The sequence below is a fragment of the Pseudomonas sp. C1C7 genome, from assembly GCF_013359595.1.
Classification (GTDB): domain Bacteria; phylum Pseudomonadota; class Gammaproteobacteria; order Pseudomonadales; family Pseudomonadaceae; genus Aquipseudomonas.
The window spans coordinates 1-15,702 of record NZ_JABFMP010000028.1 but is presented as its reverse complement, the minus strand read 5'-3'; the positions used below and the strand labels follow the sequence as shown (position 1 = coordinate 15,702).

Annotated in this window: 13 protein-coding genes; 4 read left to right on the top strand and 9 right to left on the bottom strand. The window is 61.4% G+C overall.

Going from position 1 to position 15,702, the window contains the following annotated elements; genetic code table 11:
• Positions 1-5: 5 nt before the first annotated feature.
• On the top strand, positions 6-674 hold the full coding sequence (locus HNO86_RS30310) for a carboxymuconolactone decarboxylase family protein (RefSeq protein ID WP_256672706.1): 669 nt from the start codon (positions 6-8) through the stop codon (positions 672-674).
• A gap of 169 nt (positions 675-843) precedes the next feature.
• Here HNO86_RS30310 and HNO86_RS21180 read toward each other — a convergent pair whose 3' ends face one another.
• The 3 genes from HNO86_RS21180 to HNO86_RS21170 form a co-directional block, all read right to left on the bottom strand.
• On the bottom strand, positions 844-3,249 hold the full coding sequence (locus tag HNO86_RS21180) for a TonB-dependent siderophore receptor (RefSeq protein ID WP_175378875.1): 2,406 nt from the start codon (positions 3,247-3,249) through the stop codon (positions 844-846).
• 124 nt (positions 3,250-3,373) lie between these two features.
• Positions 3,374-4,342, bottom strand: a complete 969-nt coding sequence (locus HNO86_RS21175) for a FecR domain-containing protein (protein ID WP_175378874.1) — start codon at positions 4,340-4,342, stop codon at positions 3,374-3,376.
• Complete coding sequence (locus tag HNO86_RS21170) at positions 4,339-4,860, bottom strand: sigma-70 family RNA polymerase sigma factor (protein WP_175378873.1); 522 nt, start codon at positions 4,858-4,860, stop codon at positions 4,339-4,341. The genes HNO86_RS21175 and HNO86_RS21170 overlap by 4 nt, the downstream gene beginning before the upstream one ends.
• A 138-nt stretch (positions 4,861-4,998) precedes the next feature.
• Here HNO86_RS21170 and HNO86_RS21165 point away from each other — a divergent pair, with 138 nt between their 5' ends.
• Positions 4,999-5,805, top strand: a complete 807-nt coding sequence (locus HNO86_RS21165) for an alpha/beta fold hydrolase (RefSeq protein WP_175378872.1) — start codon at positions 4,999-5,001, stop codon at positions 5,803-5,805.
• On the opposite strand, the gene HNO86_RS21160 is transcribed toward HNO86_RS21165, so the two are convergent.
• Together HNO86_RS21160 and HNO86_RS21155 are read right to left on the bottom strand one after the other, a co-directional pair.
• Entirely contained in the window at positions 5,774-6,322 is a 549-nt protein-coding gene (locus HNO86_RS21160) for an HIT family protein (RefSeq protein ID WP_256672705.1), read from the bottom strand. The two genes, HNO86_RS21165 and HNO86_RS21160, sit on opposite strands and share 32 nt — an antisense overlap.
• 283 nt (positions 6,323-6,605) lie before the next feature.
• On the bottom strand, positions 6,606-7,589 hold the full coding sequence (locus HNO86_RS21155; RefSeq protein ID WP_175378871.1) for an alpha/beta fold hydrolase: 984 nt from the start codon (positions 7,587-7,589) through the stop codon (positions 6,606-6,608).
• Positions 7,590-7,870: 281 nt separating this feature from the next.
• On the opposite strand from HNO86_RS21155, the gene HNO86_RS21150 reads away from it, so the two are divergent.
• Positions 7,871-8,716 (top strand): hypothetical protein, encoded by an 846-nt coding sequence (locus HNO86_RS21150; protein WP_175378870.1) that lies wholly within the window; start codon positions 7,871-7,873, stop codon positions 8,714-8,716.
• Positions 8,717-9,006: 290 nt separating this feature from the next.
• Here HNO86_RS21150 and HNO86_RS21145 read toward each other — a convergent pair whose 3' ends face one another.
• The 4 genes from HNO86_RS21145 to HNO86_RS21130 all read right to left on the bottom strand — a co-directional run bounded on the left by HNO86_RS21145 (position 9,007) and on the right by HNO86_RS21130 (position 13,792).
• Positions 9,007-10,413: an aldehyde dehydrogenase family protein gene (locus tag HNO86_RS21145; RefSeq protein WP_175378869.1), complete on the bottom strand. Its 1,407-nt coding sequence runs from the start codon at positions 10,411-10,413 to the stop codon at positions 9,007-9,009.
• 367 nt (positions 10,414-10,780) lie between these two features.
• Positions 10,781-11,839, bottom strand: a complete 1,059-nt coding sequence (locus HNO86_RS21140; RefSeq protein ID WP_175378868.1) for an alpha/beta fold hydrolase — start codon at positions 11,837-11,839, stop codon at positions 10,781-10,783.
• 314 nt (positions 11,840-12,153) lie between these two features.
• Entirely contained in the window at positions 12,154-13,197 is a 1,044-nt protein-coding gene (locus tag HNO86_RS21135) for an LLM class flavin-dependent oxidoreductase (protein WP_175378867.1), read from the bottom strand.
• A 109-nt stretch (positions 13,198-13,306) separates the two neighbouring features.
• Positions 13,307-13,792, bottom strand: coding sequence for a flavin reductase family protein (locus tag HNO86_RS21130; RefSeq protein WP_175378866.1), 486 nt, complete (start codon positions 13,790-13,792; stop codon positions 13,307-13,309).
• A gap of 323 nt (positions 13,793-14,115) precedes the next feature.
• On the opposite strand from HNO86_RS21130, the gene HNO86_RS21125 reads away from it, so the two are divergent.
• On the top strand, positions 14,116-15,522 hold the full coding sequence (locus HNO86_RS21125) for a cytosine permease (protein ID WP_175378865.1): 1,407 nt from the start codon (positions 14,116-14,118) through the stop codon (positions 15,520-15,522).
• Positions 15,523-15,702 lie beyond the last annotated feature (180 nt).

The window sequence follows — 15,702 nt, the reverse complement described above, 5'->3', positions numbered from 1 at the left end:
AGCAATTGGCTGAACATAGCTTAGCCTACTGTCAATTATTGCAAGTTTTTGCTGATGCGCCCTTTACCGGTTCTATTGGGGGCATCGCCTCCGCTCAGCCTGCCGAAGGGGCGGGTGGATCAAAAGCAAAAACAAAAGCCAAAGCAGCCGAGGCGAGCAGACACTCGACCTGTCTGTTAGCACGGTCCCATGCAGGAGCTGCCGAAGGCTGCGATCTTTTGATCCTGAAAGATCGCAGCCTCGTTCCACTCGACAGCTCCTACAGGGGTTCGGGGGCGTCCACGGATTTTGTGTCCATCAACTCCTACAATGAAATGCGTTTACATGCTCGCGGAGTAGTTCACATGGCGAAGAAGAGAGATCACACCACCTATGAAAACCTGAAACGGACCTACCCGGATTTTCTGGATGCTGTGGAGGCGTTGGGGGCGAGGGTTCGGCAGGCGGGGCCGTTGGATGAGTTGTCGGTGCAGTTGATTCAGCTGGGGGCCGCGGCGGCGGTTCGCTCGGAGGGGGCGGTGCATAGTCATGCGCGGCGGGCGCTGGAGGCAGGGGGGACGCCGGAGCAGGTTCGGCATGCGTTGATTGCGCTTACCAGCACCATCGGGTTTCCGACGGTCGTGGCGGCGGTCAGTTGGGCGGATGATGTGATTGGGGAGGGCAAGGCGACTTGAGTGCAGTGCACCGGACCTGTAGCCGCTGGCGCAGCCTGCGTCCGGCTGCGTAGCCGTCGTAAATTCGGGCACCGTGGTCTTTCAGGGAGATCCGGTACACAGGTTTTACGACTGCTTTGCAGCCGGACGCAGCCTCGCAAGCTCGACAGCTGCTGCAGGGGCCGTGGGCTCAGTACTGCGCCCGCACCGCCAGCGTCACGGTGCGCGGATCACCGTAGAAGTTGGTGCCCCACGATGCATCCACCCGGTCGTAGTACTTGCGGTCGAACAGGTTGTTGGCGGTCAGGGTGGTCGACAGGTTTTCGTTGATTTTGTAGCCCACCTGCGCGGTGGCGATGGCATAGCCGCCTTGCTGGAATTTCACTTCACGCTGGTAGTAGGTGTCGCTGACCGCGCGAACACCGCCGGCGACGTTGAAGTCCTTGAGCGGGCCGTCGCTGAATTCGTACTTGGTCCACAGGTTGAAGTTGTGCTTGGGTGTGATGGTGCTGAAGGTCTTGCCTTCGGAGCCGTCCTCGGCGTTCAGGTACTTGGTGGACGTGAAGGCGTAACCGGTGATGATGCTCCAGTTGTCGGTCAGGTTGCCGCTCAGCTCGGTTTCCCAGCCCTGGCTGCGGGCTTTGCCCTCGGACATGTAGGCGGCAATGCTGTTGTTGTATTCGGCGCGGTTTTCGTCGTAGATGCGGAACACCGCGATGCTGGCGTTCAGGCGTCCGTCGAAGAATTCACGCTTGAGACCGATCTCGTATTGCTCACCCTCACGCGGACCGATCGGCGTGTTGTCGGCGCCCAGTTCGCTCTGCGGCTTGAACACGCCGGTGTAGCTGGCGTAGGCCGACAGCTCGGGCGTGAGTTTGCCGATGATCGCGCCGTAAGGCACGACCTTGCGGTTGATGCTGGTGCTGGCGCTGCCGAAGTTGTTGAAGAAGGCGTTGGCGTTTTTCGCCTCGCTTTCGTACCAGGTCACGCGGCTGCCCCCGATCACGTCGAGCCAGTCGGTGACGTTAAGCTTGGCGCGGGTGTAGAGGCCGTACTGGTCGGATTTGGACCAGTTGCCGTTGTCCTTCACATAGTCCTGTTTCGGGATGTCGATGCTGCCCGGATCAAAGACATTGATCGGGAAGTAGTCGCCGCCACCGTAGGTGAAGTCCTTGTCCAGATGCTGGTATTCGGCGCCCACGGTGAATTCGTGGGTGCGGCCCAGGGCTTCGAACGGGGTGGTGACGAAGCTGTCGGCGCCGATGGTCTTGATGTGGGTGTAGTAGTTGTAGGCCACGGCCCAGCTGTCGCCGGTGTCCGGATCGACCGCGCCGTCGGCCCAGGTGAAATTGCGCTTGGGGGTTTCGGCGTCGCGGTAGGTCAGGGTGGTCTTGAACTGGCCGCCGTTGTCCAGGGCGTGGTCGACTTCGGCGAAGGTTTCCCAGACTTTTTCGTTCAGTTCGTTCCACTTCGCATCGACGAAGGTCGAGCGCGGCACGTCCAGCAGTTTGCCGCTGGCATAAGCCGGCAAGCCGAAGGCCGGGGTGGAATGGTTCTGCTGATAGGCGCCGCCGACCGACAGGGTGGTGGCCGGATCCAGGTCGAACTCCAGGCGACCGTAGACCATTGGCCGTTCGTTCTGCGCGTAGTCGACGAAGGATTTGTTGTTCTCATAGGCGGTGATGAAACGTCCGCGCACGTTGCCCTGTTCATTCAACGCACCGGTGACGTCCACCGAGGAACGGTAATGATCGTAGGAGCCGGCCGCCAGCTCGCCGCCGATGGCGAATTGGCCAAGGGCGCGCTTGCGCACCACGTTGATCGTGCCGACGGGTTCGCCCGCACCCTGATACAGGCCGGACGGGCCGCGCAGCACTTCGATGCGGTCGTACATCGCCAGGTCGAACGAGGTGGCCATGTCGCCCTGGCCGGTGGGTTGCGAGACGCCGTCGACCTGCACCTGATCGACCAGGAAGCCGCGCATGTACACATCGTTGAGGCTGGAACCGGAGTTGTAGGTCTTGATCGTCACCCCGGTCACCTGGCGCATGGCGTCCTGCAGGCTGTTCATGTTCTGGTCGTCCATGCGCTGGCGGGTGACCACCGACACCGATTGCGGGATGTCCTTGAGCTTGATGTTGCCCTTGCCGATGCTCACTTCGTTGGTGGTGTAGGAATGCGTGCCTTCGGTGGTCACGCCGAGCCGTTGGGCGTTGATCGATGTCGCGCCCAGTTGCAACGCGCCGCTGTTGGCCGAGCGCACCAGGGTGTAGCTGGCATCGCTGCGCTGGACCATGTCCAGGCCGGTGCCGTTCAACAGGCGGCTCAGCGCCTCGAGTGGCGAATAGGTGCCGGACAGGCCCGGGCTTTGCAGGCCGTCGGTGAGGGCCGGGTCGAAGGACAGGGCGATGCGGCTGTCGGCGGCGAAGCGCGACAGGGTCTGCCCCAGCTGGCCGGCCGGGATCTGATAGCTGCGGACATCGCTGATGGCCGCCGGTTGCGCCGCCCACGCGGAGGCGCAGGCGCCGCCGATCAGCAGGCCGAAAAGGGTGTGGCGCAGGGGAGGCGTGAAGCGTGGAGCGCGTAAAACGGACATTTGAGTCGTGGTCCTGTCGGCAAGGGAAAGGGGGTGTTTATTCCCTTGCCAGCCAAGTGCGGAAAAAGTATCAGCCCCCGGCAAAAATATTTTTACCTGTAGGAGCTCGCTCCTACAGGGGTGTTCAGGCGGGGGAAATGGTGAGCAAATAACCGCCCAGATGCGTGCTCACTTTGACCGGATAGGTCTGCACCAGCATGTTCAACGCCTGGCGGCTGTCGTCCAGCGGAAACGCCCCGGAAACCCGCACTTTGGCCACCGCCGGATCGCAGCGCACCAGGCCATGGCGGTAACGCGCCAGTTCTTTCGCAAACTCACCCAGCGGCATGCCGTCGGCCACCAGCATGCCTTCGCTCCAGGCGGTCAGGGCGCTGTCGGCGGGCTTTATCGGGCCGATGACAGAGGCAGAAAATGAAGTCTGCTGTCCCGCACTCAAGATCATCGGCGTCGCCTGCGGGCGTTTGTACAGTTCGATCTGCACCCGACCCTCCAGCACCGCCAATCGGGTGACACCCTCGTCTTCGCGAACACTGAAACGGGTGCCCAGCGCCTGCATCAAGCCCTGTTCGGTCGAAATCCGGAACGGCCGGCCCGGCACCTGAATATCCGTCGCCGTCTGCACCAGGATTTCACCGCGACGCACGCGGATCAGGCGCTGTTGCGCATCGAAGTTCACGTCGACCGAGGTATCGGTATTGAGGGTCAGCTGACTGCCATCGGCGAGGGTCAGCTCGCGACGTTCGCCAATCCCGGCGTGATAGTCGGCGGTCCAGCCCAGGCGCTCGTTCAGCTGCCAGCCGATCCAGCCTGCCGGAGCCAGCGCCAGCAATGCGGCCAGGCGCCCGAGCATCGCCCGGCGTTGCGGGTTGGCGGGCCGGTCGAGTGCCGGTATCGCCAGTTCCGCCGGCAATCCGCCCAGCTTGCCCATCAGGCTCTCCGCACGCTGCCAGGCGAATTCGCATTCTTTATTGCTGGCTCGCCATTGTTGCCATTGCACCAGTTCACGCTCGCTCAGCGAGCCTTCGCTCAAGCGCATCAGCCACTCGGCGGCTTCTTCCAGGGCGACGGGGTTGATCTTCGAGGGGCCGTTCATGCAGGCATCAACGTCAGGCACTGGACGAAGGCCTGTTTCATGTAGCGTTTGACGGTAATCAGCGACACATCCAGCTTCGCCGCGATGTCGTGGTATTTCATCCCGCCGATCTGCGATAGCAGGAACGCGCGTTTGACCAGGATCGGCAGCGAATCGAGCATCGCATCGACTTCATGCAGGGTTTCCAGAATCAGGAAGCGTTGCTCGGGGGAGGGGGCCAGCGATTCGGGCATCTGCGCCAGCGCCGACAGATAGGCGCGTTCCAGCGCCTGACGCTGATACCAGTTGACGAGAATGCCCTTGGCCACGCAGGTCAGATAGGCCCGCGGCTCTGCAAGGTCCGGCAGGGACTTGCCGGCGAGGATGCGCGTGAAGGTGTCGTGCATCAGGTCTGCGGCATCCACGCGGTTCCCGAGCTTGCGCTGAAGCCACCCGTACAGCCAGCCTTGATGGCCGATATACAGGGCTTCGACCGAGCGAACGTGGTGCTGATAAACCGCAGACTGAAGGTCACTCATCGCGTCAATGCTTTTTCTAAGTGAGAATTATTAGCAATTGTAGTGAGCGCTTTGGCTAACGGCAAGGGCCTCATGGGGCAATGCCGGTTGTACAACAAGCTGTTACAGTCCGGGGATCACTGCTCCACGAGGCCCCGCATGCATTTGTCCGTCAGTACTGAAACACTCTGGATCGATACGCCCCACGGTCGGCTGTTTGCCAGTCGCTGGTTTGCGCAAGAGGGCGTGGGCAATGGGGCGAAACCGCCCATCGTGCTTTTCCATGACTCACTGGGATGCGTCGCCCTGTGGCGCGACTTCCCCGAACAACTGTGCCGCGCGACCGGGCACGAAGTGATTGCCTATGACCGCCTCGGTTTTGGCCAATCCGATGCGTATCCCGGCACGCTGCCTCTGCACTTCATCCGCGATGAAGCCGCAGGGTTTTTCGGGCATTTGAAGGCTGCGTTGGGGATCGAGGATTTCATCGCTTTCGGGCACAGCGTTGGCGGGGCGATGGCGGCGGTGTGCGCGTCCCTGTACGGGCAGCACTGCTCGGCCCTGATCACCGTGTCGGCGCAGGCGTTCGTCGAGGATCGCACCCTGGAAGGCATTCGAGTGGCCAAGGAGCAGTTCGCACAGCCGGGGCAGATGGGCAGGCTGGAGAAGTACCACGGCGCGAAAGCGCCCTGGGTGTTGGCCGCCTGGACAGAGACCTGGCTATCCCCGGCATTCAGCGACTGGACGATCGAAAATACGGTCGAGACCATCAACTGCCCGTCGCTGGCCATTCATGGTCAGTACGATGAATACGGATCGGACCTGCATCCCAAGCGCATCGCCCGGCTGTCGACTGGCACGGGCGAGTATCTGATTGTGGACGATTGTCATCACGTGCCGCACCGCGAGGCCCCGGACAGGGTGCTCGCGGCGGTCAGTGAGTTCCTTGGCGCAGCGGCTCGATAACCGCCTGCCGTTCCGCCGGATGAAAGGGCAGCGGACTGGCGAAGGCCAGCCGCAGGCGCTCGATGGTCTGCTCGATCGAAGGCCCCTGAATGCTTGGGGGCTCAAGGCTTTCGCCGAATTCACGCCAGACGAACAAGGTCATTTCCGCGCCATCGGTCGAGGTATGCGCATCGGCCCCCACGCCGAAATTCTTCAGCACGCGATAGCGCTCGTCCTTGCCGAACAGCTCTTCGACCCAGCTATAGACCGGGATGTAGTGAAAGTGGATGGGGAAGCGCGGGTCGTGGCCGAAACGGCTGATGTAGAGCCATTTGGGTTTGAGCTCGGTTTGCAGGATTTTCTGCACGCGGGCCAGCAGCGGGCCCATTTCGATCAGCGCTTCTTCCGGCAAGTCGGACAATGAACGCACAGGATGCCGTGTCCCGAACACCAGGTAGCCGGGCAGCTTCGAGGACATGTGGTGGTTGAGTATCCAATGATCGGTTTCATGGATGATGAATCGTGGCGCTATGTCCATGGCGAGTGTCCGTTGGTGGCTGGCAAGGACCCTTGAAGGATCCAGTCGCTTCTTTTTCTTCAATCGTCGGTTCGAACAGTCGCGTGAAGGGTTTTCGTTCGCTCCTTGAGCTTCTCGCGCCTGCTTGAGGCAAGACACACTGGATGGGTACCGGCAGCTCGGTCGATGAGCCTGCGTGTATCGATTCTAGATCCAGATTTGCATCATGCGAATCGCTTTTATTTGAGTAGGCCGGGAGGCGCTCTGGCCCAAGGTTCGTGGCTTTGGCCCAGAGCGCCGCACATCAGCCCTTGATGAACGCCAGCAGGTCCTGGTTGATCACCTCGGTGTGAGTGGTGCACATGCCGTGGGGCAGGCCCGGGTAGGTTTTCAGGGTACCGCGCTTGAGCAGTTTGATGGTCAGTTGCGCGGAATCGGCGATCGGTACGATCTGGTCGTCTTCACCGTGCAGGACCAGGGTCGGCACTTCGATGGTTTTCAGGTCATCGGTGAAGTCGGTTTCCGAGAAGGCCTTGATGCAGTCGTACTGCGCCTTGATCCCGCCGTTCATGCCCTGGCGCCACCAGTTGTCGATGACGGGTTGCGAGACTTTCGCGCCCGGACGGTTGAAGCCGTAGAACGGACCGGTGGGGAAGTCGCGATAGAACTGCGCGCGGTTGTCGGCCACGGCTTTGCGCAAGCCGTCGAAAACGTCCATGGGCAGGCCGCCGGGGTTCTTCGCGGTGCGCAGCATGATCGGTGGCACGGCGCCGATCAGCACCGCCTTGGCCACGCGGCCACGGCCGTGACGGGCGACGTAGCGCGCCACTTCACCGCCACCGGTGGAGTGACCGATATGGATGGCGTTGGTGATGTTCAGGTGCGCCATCAGCTCGGCAACGTCGGCGGCGTAGGTGTCCATCTCGTTGCCGGTATCGGTCTGGGTCGAGCGGCCATGACCACGGCGATCGTGGGCGATGACACGGAAGCCTTTGCCGAGGAAGAACAGCATCTGCGCATCCCAGTCGTCGCTGGAAAGCGGCCAGCCGTGGTGGAACACGATGGGCTGTCCGTTGCCCCAGTCCTTGTAGAAAATCTGCGTGCCGTCCTTGACTGTGAAGGTGCCCGAGCCCTTGGTGCTGCCTTTGCCACCGGTGTTGCCGGTTGTGCTGGCGGCGGCCGGCGCCTGCTGCGCGGCAAGCGCCGGCACCGCCACGGCCAGGGCGGCGGCCATGGCACCGGTTGTAATCAGGCCACGACGGGAGGTTCCGCTGGTCTCATCAGTCATTTTTCAATACCCATTCGGTTCTGGAGGGAGCGCTGGCAAGGCTCGTGGCCATGCGTTCGGCGGCTGGGGAAAATTTAGGGGTAAAGGCGGGGGGCTGAATATCAGACATGGGTGTCTGGGGTTAACGCTTTGGTATAGACGCGCTACGCCGGGATTTGAGGGATGATGCTGGCCGCTGGCAATTTGATTTATGCCAATGTAGCGTGCGGCCGATAACCTGAGGGGGCGAGCAAGCCCGCTCCCACAGGTTTTGTGTTGCCCATCGACCACAAGGAAGAACCATGTACGTCAACTCATCGTCATCCTCATCCAGCGCCTTGATCGCCGCCTATTCCTCCGCCGCCAGCGGCAAGACCTCCAATGCCCAGGGCAACGGTGCCAGCCAGACGGCGAACGCGACGCAGAATGACGATTCGGTGAGTTTCTCCGGCACCGCCACCGACTACAGCGCGGCCATCGCCAGCAATGCGCCGTACTTTCCGGTGCGCGAGGGGATGAATGCCGATGCGCTGATCCTCGGCGCCGCCAAGCCCGGGGCGATTTCCAGCTCCAAGGACAAGACCTTCGCCGACGTCGCCCTCGATGCCCGCAAGCGCATGGACGAGAAGTACGCGCTGATGAAGGACAGCGGCAAGCCCTACGACAACAGCATGACCGATCGCAATTCGCTGATGGGCGATCTGGACCGGCGCTCGCTGTACGCCGTGGCCACCAACGAAGGCGGTCAGTTCACCCAGGAAGAAATGGCTTCTGCGCAGGAGCTGATGCGCCAGCAGGCACAACTCGCCACCGGCTATTACGTGGGCCCCGAAGATCAGAAGAAGAACTGGCGCGACCCGTTCGCCAACGACCCGGTCGGTCGGGCCAAGGCGGCGCTGAACTTCCTCGACAACATGAGCCCGGAAGAGAAATCCACCCCGCAATGGCTGACCCAGCGCGCGACCATCCAGAACGCCCTCGACCAGGCCACCGCCGCCGACCCGGTGGAACTGGCGAAGAAGAAACAGCTGTATTTCCCGATCCTTGCCGAGATCCTGGAGAAGGGCACCAGCTGGTTCGACAAGAAAGCGTCCGATGAAGACAAATCCGCCGAATTGCTCAACCAGCTGAAAGCCGTCATCAAATAACTCATGTACCGGCGTTCGTACGCCCCTGTAGGAGCGAAGCTTGCTCGCGAATGCGGTGCATCAGTCAAAGCAATGTTGACTGACCTGACGCCTTCGCGGGCAAGCCCGCTCCCACAGGGATTTGTGTCGGTCACAGATTTTTGAGTCGACAGAGGACCCTGTGGGAGCGGGCTTGCCCGCGAAGGCGTCAGATCAGTCAACATCCACGTTGAATGTTCCGGCCCCTTCGCGGGCAAGCCCGCTCCCACAAAGGATTTGTGTAGTCCCCCCATTACAGGGTGGACCACGGATCAGCCGCGCACGGCCCTTGAGCGCCAGACCATCATTTTCTCGGTCTGCATTTCCTTCATGGTGTGAGGGATGCCGCCCACGCCGTGGCCGGACTGGCGGGCACCGGCGAAGGGCATCCAGTCGACGCGGAAGGTGGTGCTTTCGTTGATCATCACGGCGGTGGCGTCCAGGTCCTGGTAGCACTGCATGGCGGTGTCCAGGTTCTGGGTGAAGACCGCAGCCTGGAACGAATCAGGCAGCGAGTTGGCCAGCCCGATCGCCTCCGACAAATCGTCGTAGGCATACACCGCGACCACCGGACCGAACACTTCCTTCTGCATCACATTGGCGTCGATGGACGGGTTGAGCAGTACAGTCGGCGCGTAGCAATTGTTGCCCAGCGCACGGCCACCGGAGATCAGGCGCGCGCCGCCGGCGACGGCTTCGTCCACCCATTGGCTGACGCGAGCGACTTCACGCTCGGTGATCAGCGGGCCGACATCGGTACGGGCATCGGTCGGATCGCCGACCACCATGGCATCGCCCAGTTGGCCCAGACGCTCGGCCACCTGTTCGGCGATGCTGCGGTGACAGAACACTCGCTGCACGCTGACGCAAACCTGGCCGGCATGGAAGAAGGCGCCACGGGCGATGCGCGGCAGCGAGTCGTCCAGATCGGCATCGGCCGCCAGCATCACTGGTGCCACACCACCGTGTTCCAGGGCGCAACGGGCACCCGGGGCCAGGGTCGAACGCAGCATCCAGCCCACTTTCGCCGAACCGATGAAGCTGAAGAAACCTACCCGCGGGTCGGACACCAGCTTGCCAGTGATGGTGTTGTCTGCCGGCAGCAGCATCTGCGCCCAGCCTTGCGGCAGGCCGGCTTCGGTCAGGATATCGATCAGGGTGCGGCAACTGAGCGGGGTGTTGCCCGCCGGCTTGACGATCACCGGCGCGCCGACGGCGATGGCCGGGATCACCTGGTGCACGATCAGGTTGAACGGGTGGTTGAAGGCGGAAACAGCCGCCACCACGCCAATCGGCTCGAATTGGGTGAAGGCCACACGGTTGGCCGACGCGGCGTTTACGCCCATCGGAATCACATGGCCGCCCTCGGTGCGCAGCACCTCGATGCTGTTGAGGATGCCGTCGATACCGCGCTCCACCTCAGCCAGAGAATCCTTCAACGGCTTGCCGCCTTCGCTGGCCGCCTGGGTGGCGATCTCGACCTTGCGTTCGGTGACCAACTGGGCCGCACGGTGCAGGATTTCGATGCGCCGAGGCTTGCTCAGCCATTGGCTGCGATCGCGATACAGGCCGTGGGCGACGCTCAGCGCCTGCTCGACATCGGCCGCGCTGGCGGCGACGACATGACCGAGTAGGGCGCCGTTGTAAGGCGCGTGCACAGCCAGTTTTTGTTCAGACATGGGACTTACCTCGGATCGCAAGAAATCAATGGGCAGGATTGGCGAAAAAAGATTGCACACCCCTATCCATTGTAGGAGCTGGGCTTGCCCGCGAAGGCGTCGGATCAGCCAACATTGATGTTGGATGTCCCGACCTCTTCGCGGGCAAGCCCGGCTCCTGGAAGGTTAACCGGCCAACGGCGCTTGCCGGACTTGCGATCAAGTTAGCCCTGGGCGGGTGTTTCGAAAACTGAATAATTAAGAAACAATCGTTCATTTTTACAGAAGACATGGCGGCAGCCACAAGCCACAAGCCACAAGCGACAAGCCACAAGCTGAAAAGCGACGTGTTCAACTTGCAGCTTGTAGCTTGCCGCTTGAAGCTCTCTTACAAGCCATCAGCGTCAATGATCGCCTTTGCAAAGGCCTGCGGGTCTTCCTGCGGCAGGTTGTGGCCGATGCCGCCGGAGATCAGCCGGTACTCGTATTTGCCGGTGAAGCGCTGGCGATAGTCCTCGGCTTTGGGGTGCGGCGCGCCGTTGGCGTCGCCTTCCATGGTGATGGTCGGCACGCTGATGGACGGGGCCTTGGCCAGCTTCTGCTCCAGGGCGTCGTACTTGCTTTCGCCGGTTTCCAGGCCCAGGCGCCAGCGGTAGTTGTAGACCGTGATGGCGACGTGATCCGGGTTGTTCAGGGCGGCGGCGCTGCGGTCGTAGGTGGCGTCATCGAACTTCCACTGCGGCGACGCCAGCTGCCAGATCAACTTGGCGAAGTCGTGGGTGTTTTTCTGGTAGCCATCGCGGCCGCGGTCGGTGGCGAAGTAGAACTGATACCACCACTGCAGTTCAGCCTTGGGCGGCAGCGGGTTCTTGCCGGCAGCCTGGTTGCCGATCAGGTAACCGCTGACCGACACCAGCGCCTTGACCCGCTCAGGCCACAGCGCCGAGACGATATCCGCCGAACGCGCGCCCCAGTCGTAGCCACCGAGCACCGCCTGCTTGATGTTCAGCGCGTCCATGAAATCGATCACGTCACTGGCCAGCGCAGCAGGCTGGCCGTTGCGCAGGGTTTTGTCGGACAGGAATTGGGTCTCGCCATAACCCCGGGCGTAAGGCATCAGCACGCGGTAGCCCTTGGCGGCCAGCAGCGGGGCGACTTCGTCGTAGCTGTGAATGTCGTATGGCCAGCCGTGCAGCAGGATCACCACCGGACCATCGGCCGGACCGGCTTCGGCGTAAGCCACGTTCAGCAGGCCGGCGTTGACATGCTTGAGCGGGCCGACGGGGGTATCGGCGTTGACGGAAGCGGCGGCAGGCGTGGTGGTTGGCGTGGTGCTCGCCTGGGCATTGATGGCGCCCAGGACGCCCAGGGTCAGGGCAAGAACAGTGGAACCCACCAGATGGCGGCGATTTTTGTCGGTGTTGGTTTTCGAAAAATGCACGTTCATGGTGGAGCTCCTTATTCAGTGGTGGCCAGGCGGTGGAGGCCGTGGTTCACATTTAAGGGCAGGGAGGTATCCGGGCTATTTCAGAAATGCGCGCGGGTGAAGCGTTTTGTATCGCGGGGAAGTTTAGATACATTGCGATACAAAGCAGGACGGCATGTCGCGATTCAAACACCTGTGGGAAACAACTGCGGGAGCGAGCCTGCTCGCGATAAACGCCCGGACAACGCGGTCATCCAGATGGACCGCGTTATCGTTGACGCTCATCGCGAGCAGGCTCGCTCCCACATTTCAGAGCAGATCAGACAGCGGGGCACTCAGCGAAACGCCGGCACCACGTGCTTGATGAACAGCTCCAGCGACTTTTTCTTTTCCGCGTGGGGCAGGCTGTTGTCGCACCAGAAGCTGAATTCGTCGACGCCCAGTTCCTGGTAGTACTTGATGCGCGGAATGATTTCTTCCGGGGTGCCGATCATGGCGGTCTTGTGCAGGCTTTCCAGTTCGAATTCCGGGCGGCCGGCGAACTTCTCTTCCGGGCTTGGCGCCAGGAAACCGTTGACCGGGGTCTGCTTGTTGCCGAACCAGGCGTCGAAGGTGCGGTAGAACTTCGAGATGGCCTTGGCGCCGACTTTCCAGCCTTCCGGGTCGTCGGCGGTGTGCACGTGGGTGTGACGCAGCACCATCAGTTGCGGGCGCGGCACGTCCGGGTTGTTGTCCAGTGCGGCCTGGAACTTGTTCTTCAGGTCGAGGACTTCTTCGTCGCCTTTCATCAGCGGCGTGACCATCACGTTGCAGCCGTTGGCGACGGCAAAGTTGTGCGAGTCCGGATCGCGGGCGGCGATCCACATCGGCGGGTTCGGCTGCTGGATCGGCTTGGGCACGCTGGTGGAGGTCGGGAATTTCCAGATGTCGCCGTCGTGGGCGTAGTCGCCTTTCCACAGCGCGCGAACCACCGGAACCATTTCCCGCAGGGCCTGGCCGCCGCTGGAAGCTGGCATGCCGCCGGCCATGCGGTCGAATTCCACCTGATAAGCGCCACGCGCCAGGCCGACTTCCATGCGACCGTTGCTGATCACGTCGAGCAGGGCGCATTCACCGGCGACCCGCAACGGGTGCCAGAACGGCGCGATGATGGTGCCGGCGCCCAGGTGAATGGTGGTGGTCTTGGCGGCGAGGTACGCCAGCAGCGGCATCGGGCTCGGCGAGATGGTGTATTCCATGGCGTGGTGTTCGCCGATCCATACGGTGTTGAAACCACCGGCTTCGGCCATCAGGGTCAGTTCGGTCAGGTCTTCGAACAACTGACGGTGACTGACGCTTTCGTCCCAACGTTCCATGTGTACGAACAGGGAAAATTTCATGACGCTACCTCGAATCTCTTGTGGTCGACCCGTCGACTGCGGGGCTGATGTTTGTTGGTATACCATAATACGAAATGGCTGCAAATTCTTTTAACCTGTGGGAGGTGGCTCAGGCCAGAACGGGCAACGCACCCATCTTCCCGTGGCAATACACCAGCGGGCCGGCGTCGTGCGAAGGCACGATCAGGTTCTTTACCGCGCCGACCATGATCGCGTGGTCGCCGCCTTCATATTCGCGCCACAGCTCGCATTCGATGACCGCCGTGGCGTTGGCCAGAATCGGGTTGCCCAGTTCGCTCAGGGTCCACTCGATGCCTTGGGCCTTGTCCTTGCCTTTGCGGGCGAAGGCGTAGGCTTCGCTCTGTTGGCCACCGGACAACACGTGAATGGCGAAGCGCTTGTTTTTGATCAACACAGGATAGGAGTCGGAGCTGTAATTGGGGCAGAACAGCACCAGGGCAGGGTCCATGGACAGCGAGCTGAAGGCGCTGGCGGTCAGGCCGACGATCTGCCCGTCGTCATCGAGGGTGGTGATAACGGTCACGCCGGAGGGGAACGAACCCATGACTTGTTTGTAGATGGCGGCATCGATCATTGGACGGTCCTCGGGTGGTGTGACGCGGTTTTTATGTGTTTGTAGGTCTGATGGTATACCGTAATACCAAGTTTGCAAGAACTTTCATTGCGTGCCGACAAACGCGCATGGCATCACTCAGGCTCAATGATTACGGGGCTTTTCGCGTAGGTGAGTGCATCGAAATACCGCAGGAAAGCGGATCAGATGCGATTTTCAGGACCGGATCAGTCTTGTGAAAATGTTGGAATACCATAATATGGTCCGCATCTGAGGGGCGCCAAAGAGCGTCCCCGGTTTGGCTTTTACAAAGATAAGAACAGACAAACTCGAGTTCATACCCTATGTCCCAGATGTCCCGGCAAGATCCGTTGATCGAGAACCACACGGTCGACTACGTTCCTCTCGCAGAGCGCCATGGGAAGGCCCGCGATCTCTTCACTCTATGGTTCAGCACCAACATTGCGCCGCTGCCGATCGTGACCGGCGCGATGGTGGTTCAGGTGTTCCACCTCAATCTGTTCTGGGGTCTGCTGGCGATTGCCCTGGGGCATATGGTCGGTGGCCTGGTGATTGCGCTCGCCTCGGCCCAGGGGCCGCGCATGGGCATCCCGCAAATGGTCCAGAGCCGGGGTCAGTTCGGGCGTTACGGCGCGCTGCTGATCGTGTTCTTTGCCGCATTGATCTACATCGGCTTCTTCATTTCCAACATCGTGCTCGCGGGCAAGTCGATCGTCGGCATCGTGCCTTCGGTACCGGTGCCGGCCAGCATTCTGATCGGTGCGCTCAGCGCCACGGCGATCGGGGTGATCGGCTATCGCTTCATCCATACCCTGAACCGTATCGGCACCTGGGTCATGGGCAGCGCGCTGCTCGCCGGCTTCCTCTACATCTTCGCCCATGACCTGCCGGCGGACTTCTTCACCCGCGGTGGCTTCAACCTGTCCGGCTGGCTGGCGACGGTATCGCTGGGGATCATCTGGCAGATCAGCTTCTCGCCTTACGTGTCGGACTATTCGCGCTACCTGCCGGCGGATATCGGCATCAGCCGTCCGTTTTTCGCCACCTACCTGGGCGCGACCCTGGGCACGATTCTGTCGTTCACTTTCGGTGCGGTAGCCGTGCTGGCGACTCCGGAGGGCACTGAAGCGATGGCGGCGGTCAAGCAGTCCACCGGTTGGCTGGGGCCGATTCTGATGGTGCTGTTCCTGCTCAACATCATCAGCCACAACGCCCTGAATCTGTATGGCGCGGTGCTGTCGATCATCACTTCGATCCAGACGTTTGCCAGCCAGTGGACGCCGAGCATCAAGGTGCGTGTGGTGTTGTCGACGGTGGTGCTGGTGGGTTGCTGTGTGGTGGCGCTGGGTGCGTCGGCGGATTTCATTTCGCAGTTCATCGGGTTGATTCTGGCGCTGTTGCTGGTGCTGGTGCCGTGGGCTTCGATCAACCTGATCGACTTCTATGTGATCAAGCGTGGCTGCTATGACATCGCTTCGATCTTCCGCGCCGATGGCGGGATTTACGGGCGGTTCAATCTGCATGCGATTGTGGCGTATTTCATTGGCATCATTGTGCAGTTGCCGTTTGCCAACACGTCGTTGTATGTCGGGCCGTATGCCAATCTGGTGGAGGGGGCTGATCTGTCGTGGCTGGTGGGGTTGGTGGTGACTTGTCCGCTGTATTACTGCCTGGCGACGCGGGGGCAGGGGCAGCGGAGTCGGGCGGCGAAATTCGGTTATACCGATTGATCGCATTTCCCTGTCGTTGTTTTTGTGGGGGCGAGCCTGCTCGCGAGCTTTTTAGGCTGTGTACATATCCATTGCTGCGGGCGCGGCTGCTGCCTTTGTTTCGGCCTGGCGGCCGACTCCCTTTGGCAAACGCCGGAGTGCCGGCCCAGCCCAAAGGAAGCAAAGGTCTCGCCCCAACGT